The sequence below is a fragment of the Rhizobium leguminosarum bv. viciae genome (assembly GCF_012276115.1).
Taxonomy (GTDB): domain Bacteria; phylum Pseudomonadota; class Alphaproteobacteria; order Rhizobiales; family Rhizobiaceae; genus Rhizobium; species Rhizobium leguminosarum_T.
Genome location: NZ_WIEU01000006.1, coordinates 257,192 through 268,998, shown reverse-complemented (window position 1 = coordinate 268,998; position 11,807 = coordinate 257,192). Strand labels below are relative to the sequence as shown.

Below are 11,807 nucleotides of genomic sequence, written 5' to 3'. Positions count from 1 at the left end.
GACGGGGAAGTAACGTGTCTTCCGATTCCAGGCATGATCGGCGGCTCTCCCCATGAATGCTCAATACGAGCCACGCTGCGAAAACAGAGCGGGAATGGTCTTGGCAATGATGATGAAGTCCCGGCCGAGCGACCAGTTGTTGAGATAGTGAACGTCGAGGGAAACCCGGTACTCGTAACTGACATCATTGCGCCCGCTGGTCTGCCAGTGACCGGTCAGGCCCGGGCGGACGGCCATGTAGGCCCATATATGCTCGCCGTAGCGCGGCAATTCCTCGGCCGTGATCGGCCGGGGGCCGACAAGGCTCATGTCGCCACGCACGATATTGATCAGTTGCGGAAGCTCGTCGATGCTCGACCGCCTGAGGATATCACCGACGGCGGTGATCCTCGGATCGTCCTTCAGCTTGCGTGTCTCTTCCCATTCGCTTCGCGCAGCCGGGTTGTTTTGCAGCAATTCGGCAAGCTGAGCACTCGCGTTGGTCTTCATCGTGCGAAACTTGAGGCATCCGAACGGCGCTCCGCCGACGCCGATACGCGTATGGGAATAGAAGACCGGGCCGCGGTCGCTCATCTTCACGATCATTGCGACGATCAACAGAAGCGGGGAAAGCAGGATCAGCGCCGTGACTGCGATCACAAGGTCTAGCGCGCGCTTCGACGATCTGCCTGCCGCACGAGGCCGGGACGAATGGAGATCGCCGCCTTTCGCGGACCGTCCGACACGCGACCAAGCCTCGAAACTATGTGCTTCCCATGTCATCGGTGGTCTCCAAAACATTCCGATTAAGAACCGTTCAAAGTTTGCTGCGCCGCACTCTGGTTGTCTGTTACCAAGGTCATAATCCTTAACAAATTCTTTATGCTACTAACGGGCAATCGAGAATTCGGACTACACCTTGATGGCCTTCTTTTCATTTAAAACGATAATCTAATCTAATTCGTGGTGATTATCCGCTGACGCTTGTTTATCAGTTTTGATGTCATCACTTTGATTATTGCCGTTTTTTATTCAGTAAGCCGTTTTAATAGGCAGAGATCTTCGATCGCGTGGCGGCTTTTTGGCTTCTTTGAGATTTTTTGTCCTTTTTATGGTGTATATTTTGTTTTGAAGTTAAATGTATACTTTATCTTTACGTCATATCTCCGTGATGTTATTTGACTCTCATATTAAGACAATATAAATGATGCAGTGCAGCATTGCCTATGGTTATCGAGTGGAGTTATGCGCATGGATGGGGCGACACACGCATCAGATCGCAGGGCCGGCATCGGCAAGGCGGCGATATCAGCTAACGGCGGCATTCATCTGAACAGCCGCATCGTCATCGACGACGAATTCCTTTCCTGCCGGTCGAGCGTCCGGCGTTTCCGGCGCGGCGAGATCATCGCAGGGGCCGGCGTCCTCGTCGATACGTTCGCGCGCGTTCATTCGGGGGTGGTCAGCGCAAGCACGATGCTGCCCGACGGCCGGGAATTCATCGTCGAGATCATTCCGAAATCCGGCCTCATCGGCGAGCTCGAGGTTCTGCGCAGGCAGACGTTGAGCCTCGAATACCGTGCCGGTTCCGCCTGCGAGCTGCATTTCTTCGAAGGCCGGCTGCTGCGTGACATGTACGCCAGCGATCCCTGCTTTCGCGAAAAAGTCTTCTCCAGGGCGCTGGCGCGCATTTCAGAGCTCGAACTCCGGATCATTGCGAATGCGGCGTCGAGCCTGCAATCGAGGCTGGCCAGCACGCTGCTGCGGCTCTCCACTGTTTATGGAAAAGATCCGGCAAACAGCGGCGACGAACTGATCATCTCGCAAAATGATCTGGCCGCGACGCTGCCGGCGTCCCGCGAGAAGGTCAATCAATGCCTGCGGCGCCTGCGGGAAGGCAAGATCATCGACGGGGGCCAGGGCAAGATCCGCATCCTCAACCGCAAGGCGCTGGAGGCCTGTGCCAACGGCGCAGTTTCGGTGAAGTGATGCGCCCGTCGCTTCCCGAGGTCCTTCGATCCGCCGCAAGCGTCGGCCGGTTTCCCAGCCCCGGCACGACAAAGATCGATCGCGTGGTCATCATCGACGATTATTCGGTGGCCAGAGGCGGTGCGACGGCGCTGGCGGTGCTGTCCGCCAAGCTTTTTCGGGGCCTCGACATCCCCGTGACCTATATTTGCGGGGATGACGCCGCCAATGCGGAGCTCGTCGCACTCGGGGTCTTAATGGTCGGGCTGAACAGCCGCGACCTGCTCAGTGCCGAGCGTGCGAAGGCTTTCGTGACCGGCATTCACAATGGCGCCGCCGTCCGCATGGTCGCGAACTGGATTGCCGCAAACGACACCGCCAATACCGTCTATCATGTGCATGGCTGGCACCAGATCCTGTCTCCGGCGATTTTCAGGGCGTTGATGCCGGTCGCCAGACGATGCGTGGTGCACGCGCATGATTTCTTCACCGCCTGCCCCAACGGCGCCTTCTTCGACTATCAGGCGCAGGAAGTCTGCCTTCGACGCCCGCTCGGCGGAGGCTGCATTGCGACGGCCTGCGACAAGAGAAGTTATTCGCACAAATTATGGCGGGTTGCCCGCGGCTCCAATATCCTCCGGCGGCTGAAGGATCAGGCCGATTTCGGCCGGATCATCCTGCTGCACGAGAAGATGGCAAGCTTCCTCGTCGGCGCCGGATATCGGCCCGAACGACTGACGACGATCCGCAATCCCGTCGCTCCGCTCTCCATTAAACGCATCGAGGCGGAGGCCAACGAGGAGTTCGTCTTCATCGGGCGGCTGGACGAAGAGAAGGGCATAGAGGACGCCGTGGCCGCCACACGCAAAGCCGGCGTCAGGCTCTGCGTGATCGGGGACGGGCCGCTGATGCCGCTGGTTGCGGCTTCGGGAGATCACGTCAGGGCCGTCGGCTGGCAGTCGCATGCGGAGATCGGCCCGACCATCCGCAAGGCGCGTGCACTGTTGATGCCGTCTCGCTATCCCGAGCCATTCGGCCTCGTCGCTATCGAAGCGGCCAGGAGCGGGCTACCGGTCATCATGTCGCACAGCGCCTTTCTTGCCGAGGAAATGCAAAGAGCCGGCATGGCGATCGCCTGCGATACGGCTGACGAAAGCGCCTTTGCCGATACTTTGAAGCGATTTAGCCAAATGCCGAGGCACGAGGTCCGCGCCATGAGCGAGCGGGCTTTCCTGAAGTCGCCGGATCTTGCGTCGACTCACGAGGAATGGCGCGACGCGCTTCTTTGCGAATACCACAGCCTGATTTCGACGAATGCGGTTCCCGACCTGACAGACGGTGTGGCGATACAAGGAGTATTGAGTTGACCCTTAAGGCAACAACCTCTCTTCCCGACGCGAGGGCATTTCTCGGCGATGCGCCAGTCATGGCGAAAAGACGTGTCACTGATGCCGGAAGCGCGAGCGATACCAAGCAGCTTCGTGTCGCCATCGTGCATTATTGGCTCGTTTCGATGCGCGGTGGCGAGAAGGTCGTCGAAGAGCTGTGCCGCATGTTTCCGCAGGCCGACATCTTCACCCTCGTCTGCAACCGGGATCGCATCAGCGATTTTCTGAAGACGCGGAACATCCGCACATCCTTCCTGCAGAAGATCCCCGGTGCAAAGCGGCATTATACCAAGATGTTGCCGCTGATGCCTTTCGCGCTCGAGCAGTTCGATCTGCAGGATTACGATCTCGTGCTGTCGAGCGAATCCGGACCCGCCAAGGGCATCATCACGCGCGCCGACGCCCTGCATGTCTGCTACTGCCATTCGCCGATGCGCTACATCTGGGATCAGTTCCATGTCTACCGCCATGGTCTGCCTTGGGTGGGTCGCGCCTTGATGTCGATCACCGCACCCATGCTGCGCGCTTGGGACGTGACGACCTCCTCGCGGGTCGATGTGTTCGTTGCCAATTCCGATTATGTCGCAAGCCGTATCCGCCGCTTCTACGACCGGGAATCCATCGTCATCCATCCGCCGGTTGCGACCGACGATTTTGCGGTGGGGAAGGGGAAAGGCGAATTTTATCTCTATGCGGGACAGCTGACCACGTACAAGCGGCCGGACATCGCCGTTCGCGCCTGTACCGAGGCCGGCCGAAAGCTGGTCGTGATCGGCGAGGGAGAACAACTGGCCCATCTGAAGTCGATTGCCGGACCGACCGTGCAGTTTCTCGGCCATCAGCCCTTCAACGTTCTGCGCGACCATCTGTCGCGATGCCGCGCCCTGTTGTTTCCGGGCACGGAGGATTTCGGCATCCTGCCGGTGGAAGCCATGGCATCCGGGCGGCCGGTCCTGGCTTTCGATGCCGGCGGCGCCAGGGAAACCGTTTGCTCGCCGCAGGTCGGCTTTCGCTTCGCTGAGCAGACCACGGAAGCTCTATTGGAAACAATGGCGGCGTTCGAAGAGGTGGAGGACGATATCGATCCGCATGCCATCCGCGCGCACTCGCTGAAATTTTCTTCCGCCGTGTTCCGCGACCGCCTCTCCCGCCTGATCGAGCAGCAACTGACCGACCATGGCGACCGATCCGCCGAGGTCTTCAGAAGACGAGCGGGCTGAGGGCAAGGAACGGAGCTGCCTGTCTTGCCGCTGCGACCGAAACCGTCGACGAGGAATAGAAAATAGATCATGTCAAGCGTATCTCAGAGGACGGCGACGGCAAGTATCTGGACTATCAGCGGAAAGTTCCTGGCGCGACTGCTCGATTTCGTCAGCCTCCTGATCCTCGCAAGGCTTTTGAGCCCGGCGGATTTCGGCCTTGTCGCCATCGCGACCTCGGTTCTAGTCATCGTCGAGACAATCCTGGATCTGCCGCTGACGCAGGCCCTGATGCGCCAGCCGTCGCCTTCGGACGATATGTTTGCTACCGCCCTTACCCTCAGCCTTCTTCGAGGCGTGGCCATCAGCGTGCTGATGATGACCATCTCCTGGCCGATGGCTCTGATCTATGACGATCCCCGGCTTTTCTCCCTTGTCGCCGTGCTCTCGATTGCGCCTGCCATGCGCAGCGTGATCAGCCCGCGCATGGTTCTGTTCATGCAGCGGTTCGATTTCAAACGCGAATTCGCACTCGATCTTATTACCAAGGGGTCGACACTGCTGTTCGGTGTCGGGGTGGCGGTCGCGACCGGCAGCTATTGGGGACTGGCGATCGGCGCGGTTGCGGGCCCGACCGCCGCGGCGATCACCTCCTATATCTTCGCGCCGATGCGACCGAGATTCAGCCTTTCCGAGTGGACGCACTTTCAGGACATGATCAGCTGGAACACCGTCTCGCAGGTGCTGAGTTCGATCAACTGGCAACTGGACCGGCTGCTTTTGCCGCGATTCACGGGCCTGTCGACTTTCGGCGCCTTCAGCGTCGCCGACAATATCGCCGCTATTCCATACCAGACCTTCGTCGGGCCATTGTTGCGTCCGCTGATGGCGGCATTCTCGACCGTCGATGACCGTCGTAATCTGATCGCTGCCTATCTGAAGGCGACGAACGCGATCACCTTTGTGGCAGCGCCCATCCTCATCGCGCTCGCTTTGCTTGCCGAGCCGGCCGTGCGGATCATCGTCGGCGAGAAATGGGCATCCGCCGCGCCGATTCTGCAGTGGCTGTGCATCGGCAGTCTGCTCGGTCTTCCAACGAACATGATGCCGCCATTGGCTATGGTGCTCAACAAAACCCGTTATCTCGCTCTCCGGATGTTTGCCGAGTTCGCCGTCAGGGTTCCGGTCACCATCCTGGGCATTGTCTATTTTCAGGTGGCAGGAGCACTGGGCGCACGGATCGTGGCGGTGCTTGTTGCCTATGCCGCATCGCTGATTATCACGCGGCGGCTGATCGGCGCGACGTTTGCCGCTCAGTTGCACGCCTTTTTAAGGCCTCTGGCCGCGAGCTTGCCGATGATCGCTTTCCTGCTGTGGATGGAGCCGATGCTCGCCGCCATGCCTGTCGGCCTCAACCTGATCGTCAGGCTGGCGCTTTGCGGCGGGGCGGCAGTGGCGATCTTCTGGGGCTTCGCGCTGCTCGTGTGGCAAATTGTCGGAAGGCCCGACGGCATTGAGACCATCGTCGTCCAAAGGCTCATGCCGCGACGAAACGGAGTTCTCATCTCATGATCGAGACAAGTGCAGCCCAACGATTGGTTTGGCGTTTTCGGAGGAGCAGAATGCGTTACGGGATATTTTCTAAGGCTCTGGCTTTGCTTATCGTTCTTGGTCTGGGCGCGTTGCCCGGCCAACCCAGCGTGGCTCAGGAACCACTCAATATCAATGCGTACCAGCTGACGTTCGAGGAGAGTTTCGACAGTCTCGACGTCTCGGCCTGGGGGGAGAGAAGCTCCCGCTGGATCGCCCATACGCCCTGGAACGGCGATTTCGGTGACGCCCGCTTCACAGATCCGGCCCCCGGCTTTCCGTTTACCACCGATCAGGGAATTCTGAAGATCGAAGCGCGCAAGGAGGCCGATGGAACCTGGCGCTCGGGCCTGCTGTCGTCGGTGAACCCGAAAGGCGAAGGGTTCTCGCAGCAGTTCGGCTATTTCGAAGCAAGGATGAAGCTGCCGCCGGGCAAGGGCGTCTGGCCGGCATTCTGGCTCATCGGGCTCGACCGGTCGAAATACACCGCCGAGATCGACGTCCTGGAATATTACGGACGCGCACCCTACGAATTCAGTATGGGCTTTCATATCTGGCGTCAGAGCCAAGGCGGCCAGAACACGACCGGCGGCCATTGGCAAAAGGTCCAGGACGGCATTTTAAACAGCGACTATCACACCTACGGCGTCGATATCCAAGCCGACAAGACGAGCTTCTACTTCGACCGTCAGTTCATCTGGAGCTTCGACACGCCGAAGGAATTCCACATGCCGTTCTATCCGCTGGTGAACCTGGCACTCGGCTCGGGTTGGCCGATTGATGAAACGCCGAATCCTTCCATTCTACTCGTCGACTATATTCACGTGTACCAGCGGAAGCCTACTGACGCAGCGAATTGAACAACTGACGGACAACCGTCGCTAACGGCCGCAGCTGAGACCGGTTTCCGGGTCGAAGAGATGCATTGCCTCCTCGTCGAAAAAGAGGGTGAGCTTTTCGTTGTCGCGGATCGGTGTGCGTGGCGGCAGGCAGGCCATCAGGCGCTGATTTCCGGCAAGGGCGGTGACGACGAGTTCCGGGCCGGTCAGCTCTGCGACCTCAAGGGTTGCCTCGATCGACGGGCCGGCGCCGTCCGTGCGAAGCGCCTCGGGGCGAATGCCGAGGATAAGCTCGCGGCCGTTTCCGACCGTCTCGCGGAAACGGGCGGGTAGGGGCAGGCTGGCATCGGCGCCGGAAAGCGCCAGGCGACCGTCTCGCGCGCTCGCCTTCAGCAGGTTCATCGGCGGCGCGCCGACGAAGGTCGCGACATAGAGCGTTGCCGGATGGTTGTAGATCTCCTCCGGCGTGCCCAGCTGCTCGATGCGGCCGTCGCGCATGACGGCGATGCGGCTTGCCAGCGTCATCGCCTCGATCTGGTCATGGGTGACGTAGACGACCGTGGTCTTCAGCATCTGATGCAGCCGCTTGATCTCGGTGCGCATCTCCATGCGCAGCTTGGCGTCAAGATTGGAGAGCGGCTCGTCGAAGAGGAATACCTCAGGTTTGCGCACCAGCGCGCGACCGATCGCGACGCGCTGGCGCTGGCCGCCGGAAAGCTGGCTCGGCTTGCGGTCGAGGAGGTTTTCGATCTGCAGGAGCTTTGCGGCATCACGCACGGCCTTGTCGCGCTCGGGTGCTGCCACCTTGCGCATTTCCAGGCCGAAACCGATGTTCCGGTGCACCGTCAGATTGGGATAGAGCGCGTAGGATTGAAAGACCATGGCGATGTCACGGTCCTTCGGATGCACGCCGAGCACCGAGCGGCCGCCGATCCTGACATCGCCGCTCGTCGCCTCGGCAAGGCCAGCGATGATGTTCAGCAGCGTGGACTTGCCGCAGCCGGAGGAGCCGAGCAGCACCAGGAACTCGCCGCTTTCCAACGAGATGTCGATGCCCTTCAGCGTCTCGACGTCGCCATAGGTCTTGCGGATGTTTTGAATTTCGAGCGCGCTCATCGCAAGGGCTCCTGAAGAGATGTCGTGCCGCCATAGTTGCGGGGAAGAGTGGAGATGGCGCGCGAGGCAACCTCGGTTCCCGCCGTCAGGCAGGAAACCAGCGGCTCACCGCTTGCGAGCGCGGCGAGAAAGGCGGCGTTGAAGACATCGCCGGCGCCGATCGTATCGACGACTTCGACAACGGGCGCTGCCACCGAAACCGAACTGCCGTCCGGCCCGATCGCGAGAGCGCCGTCCGGGCCGCGTTTGACGACAACGATCGCACCCGCCGGCATATGCGATTTGATGTGACGCGCGGCCTCGATCGGATCGGCGATGCCGGCAAGCGTCGTCGATTCGACCTCGTTCAGCAGCGCGACACCGCTGCGGGAGAGCCAGGCGCGTGTCGCGGCGCAATTCTCGTCGGTCCAGCCGTCGAGCGGCCAGCCGGTATCGAGCGCGACGGTAATGCCATGGCTGTCGGCCCAGTCGAAGAACTGGCCGTATTCTTCTGTCAGATCGTCGGTCAGGAACGAGCCGCAGAGAAGCGCGTAGCCGCCCTGAAGTCTTGCGCCCTCGATGACGGCGAAAACGTCTGCCAGGCTGAAACGCGGCAGGTGGCCCCTCGTCGTGAAGAAGGTGCGCTCGCCGTCCGGATGGGTGATACCGACGGAGAGCGTCGTTTTCTCAGGACGTACCGGCCACTTGTCGGAACGGCGGCCGAAGGCTTCGCTCAGCCAACGACCGAACTGGTCACTGCCGATATTGGCGGCGATCTCGAATTCGACGCCGAGCGCTTGCCAGGCGAGGGCGCTGTTGCCGGCGGCTCCGCCAACGCGCAACTCGTCATGGTCGACGATGATTTCCGTCCCGGCCTTCGGCCAGGGGGCGGCCGGGCCAAGGATCAGGTCGACATTGACGTTGCCGATGACTGCAAGCGGCCGCATTCATTCGCTCCGGGTGATTTTGGTGGATCGAACCGGCGTTCCCGCATTCTCCACGCGGGTATCGGCAAAGGCGATCATCAGCCGCTGGGCGACGGGCAGCATGGCGAAGATCGCGGCAAGACCGGTTGCAGGCGCAAAGCGGATCGTCACCGCGCCGGCGACCGGCGCTTCGCCCGAGGCGTCGAACAGGATGACCGGGGCGCCGGTCTCGACGGCGGATGTCGCCATTGCCGTTACCAGGCCAGCCGTCTCGTCTAAGCCGCGGAACAGCACGACGCCGATTTCCGGCCCCAGCATCTCCATCGGCCCATGGCGCAGCTGGCCGCCTTCGAGCGAGAAGCAGGGACGGCGCGACAGCTCGGTCAATCCGAGCGCGAGCGCCTCGGCGATACCCTGCAGCCGGCGGCCTGACGTGACAATGGTCGCGACGTTTTCGAGCGCCGAGAGAGCGGCGGCGATGTCATGATCTTCCGGCGCCTTGAGGGCGGCAAGTGCGGTGTCAGGATCTTCGCCGAGGGCGGAAAGGATTGCCAGATGCAGGGCGAAGGTCACCGTCAGGCTGCGGGTCGCGGCGAAGGCAAGCTCGGTGCCGCCGGCGCCCGCCAGCGACGGGGCGGTTCTTGCGAGGAAGGAGCCGCCTTCGAGCGTCAGGCCGAAGGTCTCCTCCGTCCCGCCCGTCTCGCTAAACCAGCGCACCACCTCGGCGCTTTCGCCGGATTGCGAGGTGACGAAGATCGTCCGGCCGACGATCGGCAGCGGCTGGCCCAGCTGTTCGGACAGCGGCAGGGCGATGGCATCGATGCCAAGCGCACGGTAGAGCGGCTCGACGGCGCGGTTGACGGCATGTGAACCGCCCATGCCGAGCAGGAGCAGCCGGGCGGTCTTCTTCAGCGAAGCGGCGGCCCCGACCGCCATCGGCCCGGCGGCGTGATAGGAGGCGAGCGCATCGGCATACTGGCGCGCCATTTCGCGGTCGATCGCGGCAAGTCCGGCCGGCCGGGTTCTTTCTTCTGTCATGTTCATCCCTTGACGCCGCCGCTGGTGAGCCCCGAAATCAGGGCGCGTTGCATGACAAGACCGATCAGCACCGGGGGCAGGGCGGCGAGTACGCCTGCCGTCGCGATCAGTCCGTAATCGGAAACGCGGCCGCCGGCGAGATCGGCAATGGCGACGGTCAGCGTCTTGGCGCGCTGGTCGGAGGTGAAGAGCAGCGCATAGAAGAATTCATCCCAGGCAAGCAGGAAGGCAAAGAGGCTGGACGTTGCGACCACGGGGGCGGCCAGCGGCAGCGTGATGATCCTGAGCGTCTGGAACAGGCCGGCGCCGTCGATCATCGCGGCGGATTCGATCTCCCTCGGGATGGAATCGAAACCCGATTTCATCAGCCAGGTGGTGAAGGGCGCCAGGATGGTCAGATAGACGAGCGCGAGGCCGAAGACGTTGTTCAGCATGCCGAGATGGGAAAGCCCCATATAGAGCGGCACGGCGAGCGCCACCGGCGGCAGCATGTAGGTGGCGATCACCATCGACAGCGACCAGCCGACGGACGGCGTGCGTGATACTGCCCAGCCGGCCGGAATGGCCAGCGCAATGGCGGCGATCGTCGCCATGCCCGCCACCTCGGTGCTGTTGCGCAGCGACGAGGTGAAGGCGGCGCCGGCGCTGTTTTCGAGTGTCGAGAGCAGCACGCCGTATCGCGAGAAATCCGCCGTCTGCGGCCACCAGCGCAGCGGCTTTGCCGCAAGGTCGGCGGCCGGTGAGATGCTCATGATGAACAGCCACAGGATCGGCGCCAGGATGACGGCGGCAAGCAGCAGCGCGCAGACATATATGAAGGCGGAAAAGAGCGGGGTCTGGCGTTCCATCAGGCAGCGCTCCCGGCCGTCTTGCGCACCAGAGCGGCATAGCCGGCAGCAAGCAGCGTCACCAGCAGCGTGACGATCAATGCCAGCGAGGCGCCGGAGCCCGCCCGCTGGAACGAGAAGGCTTCCTGATAGACGAGGATCGACAGCGTGCGCGTGCTGTTGGCCGGGCCGCCGCGGGTCATGACCCAGATGATGTCGAACACCTTGAAGGCCTCGATCGTGCGCAGCACCAGGGCCACCATCAATGGACCGGCGAGATAGGGCAGGATGACGAAGCGGAAGCGGGCAAAAGCGCCGGCGCCGTCGACCAGCGAGGCGGCGGTGATGTCGCGCGGCACGGCCTGGAGTGCGGCCAGCGCGATCAGCGCCACCAGCGGGAAATTCTTCCAGCAGTCGGCGACGATCAGGGCTGCCAGCGCCGTGCCCGGCTCGCCGAGCCAGGAGCGGTAGGCCTCCAGCAGGCCGAGCTGCGTCAAGGCGGCATTCAGCGCGCCATATTCCGGATTGTAGATCAGCCGCCAGAGCGTGGCGTTGACGACGGTCGGCAGCGCCCAGGGCAGGATCATCAGCGCGCGAAGCGCGGTGCGGCCGCGAAACTGCTGGTTCAGCAGCAGGGCGGCGAGCACGCCGATTACCATTTCGGCGGCGACCGAGACGATCGCGAACCATGCGGTGGTGATCAGCGTGCGCTGGAAATTCGAGCCGGAGATCATCTTCGCGTAATTGTCGACGCCGACGAAGTTTCCTTCCGTGCCGACCAGCTTGGCATCGGTGAAGGAGAGGCCGACGGTGTCGATCAGAGGCCAGCCAATGACTGAAATCATGACCACGAGAAGCGGCAGCATCAAAAGCCACGCGCGGGTTGTCAGCCAAGTGCCCGACATCGAGGCGACCCTTCTTCATTATAGGTTTTGGAGACCGGGCGACGGCAGGCGCC

At 61.9% G+C, this 11,807-nt stretch carries 11 protein-coding genes; 5 read left to right on the top strand and 6 right to left on the bottom strand.

The window, feature by feature from the left end; genetic code table 11:
• Positions 1 to 60: 60 nt before the first annotated feature.
• The gene (locus tag GFM02_RS14315; RefSeq protein ID WP_168271760.1) at positions 61 to 762 is read right to left on the bottom strand and encodes a sugar transferase; all 702 of its coding nucleotides are present in this window, start codon (positions 760 to 762) and stop codon (positions 61 to 63) included.
• Between the two features lie 468 nt (positions 763 to 1,230).
• Here GFM02_RS14315 and GFM02_RS14310 point away from each other — a divergent pair, with 468 nt between their 5' ends.
• The 5 genes from GFM02_RS14310 (at position 1,231) to GFM02_RS14290 (ending at position 6,984) form a co-directional block, all read left to right on the top strand.
• Positions 1,231 to 1,968, top strand: a complete 738-nt coding sequence (locus GFM02_RS14310) for a Crp/Fnr family transcriptional regulator (protein ID WP_026265410.1) — start codon at positions 1,231 to 1,233, stop codon at positions 1,966 to 1,968.
• Entirely contained in the window at positions 1,965 to 3,314 is a 1,350-nt protein-coding gene (locus GFM02_RS14305; protein WP_206105931.1) for a glycosyltransferase family 4 protein, read from the top strand. Before GFM02_RS14310 ends, GFM02_RS14305 begins: the two co-directional genes overlap by 4 nt.
• Complete coding sequence (locus GFM02_RS14300; RefSeq protein WP_168271761.1) at positions 3,311 to 4,555, top strand: glycosyltransferase family 4 protein; 1,245 nt, start codon at positions 3,311 to 3,313, stop codon at positions 4,553 to 4,555. The genes GFM02_RS14305 and GFM02_RS14300 overlap by 4 nt, the downstream gene beginning before the upstream one ends.
• Before the next feature lie 69 nt (positions 4,556 to 4,624).
• Positions 4,625 to 6,106 carry a lipopolysaccharide biosynthesis protein gene (locus GFM02_RS14295; RefSeq protein WP_168271762.1) on the top strand — a complete coding sequence of 494 codons (1,482 nt, stop codon included), beginning with the start codon at positions 4,625 to 4,627 and terminating at the stop codon, positions 6,104 to 6,106.
• A gap of 50 nt (positions 6,107 to 6,156) precedes the next feature.
• Positions 6,157 to 6,984, top strand: coding sequence for a glycoside hydrolase family 16 protein (locus tag GFM02_RS14290; protein WP_168271814.1), 828 nt, complete (start codon positions 6,157 to 6,159; stop codon positions 6,982 to 6,984).
• Between the two features lie 21 nt (positions 6,985 to 7,005).
• On the opposite strand, the gene GFM02_RS14285 is transcribed toward GFM02_RS14290, so the two are convergent.
• From GFM02_RS14285 to GFM02_RS14265, 5 genes are read right to left on the bottom strand one after another with little or no spacing between them, the layout of a single operon-like run.
• A complete protein-coding gene (locus GFM02_RS14285; protein WP_168271763.1) occupies positions 7,006 to 8,079 on the bottom strand; it encodes an ABC transporter ATP-binding protein in 1,074 nt (357 codons plus the stop codon).
• A complete protein-coding gene (locus GFM02_RS14280) occupies positions 8,076 to 9,005 on the bottom strand; it encodes a PfkB family carbohydrate kinase (protein WP_168271764.1) in 930 nt (309 codons plus the stop codon). The genes GFM02_RS14285 and GFM02_RS14280 overlap by 4 nt, the downstream gene beginning before the upstream one ends.
• Positions 9,006 to 10,028 carry an SIS domain-containing protein gene (locus GFM02_RS14275; protein ID WP_168321955.1) on the bottom strand — a complete coding sequence of 341 codons (1,023 nt, stop codon included), beginning with the start codon at positions 10,026 to 10,028 and terminating at the stop codon, positions 9,006 to 9,008. It lies immediately after the preceding gene.
• The gene (locus GFM02_RS14270) at positions 10,025 to 10,870 is read right to left on the bottom strand and encodes a carbohydrate ABC transporter permease (RefSeq protein ID WP_168271766.1); all 846 of its coding nucleotides are present in this window, start codon (positions 10,868 to 10,870) and stop codon (positions 10,025 to 10,027) included. The genes GFM02_RS14275 and GFM02_RS14270 overlap by 4 nt, the downstream gene beginning before the upstream one ends.
• Positions 10,870 to 11,754, bottom strand: coding sequence for a carbohydrate ABC transporter permease (locus tag GFM02_RS14265; RefSeq protein ID WP_168271767.1), 885 nt, complete (start codon positions 11,752 to 11,754; stop codon positions 10,870 to 10,872). Before GFM02_RS14265 ends, GFM02_RS14270 begins: the two co-directional genes overlap by 1 nt.
• Between the last annotated feature and the right edge of the window lie 53 nt (positions 11,755 to 11,807).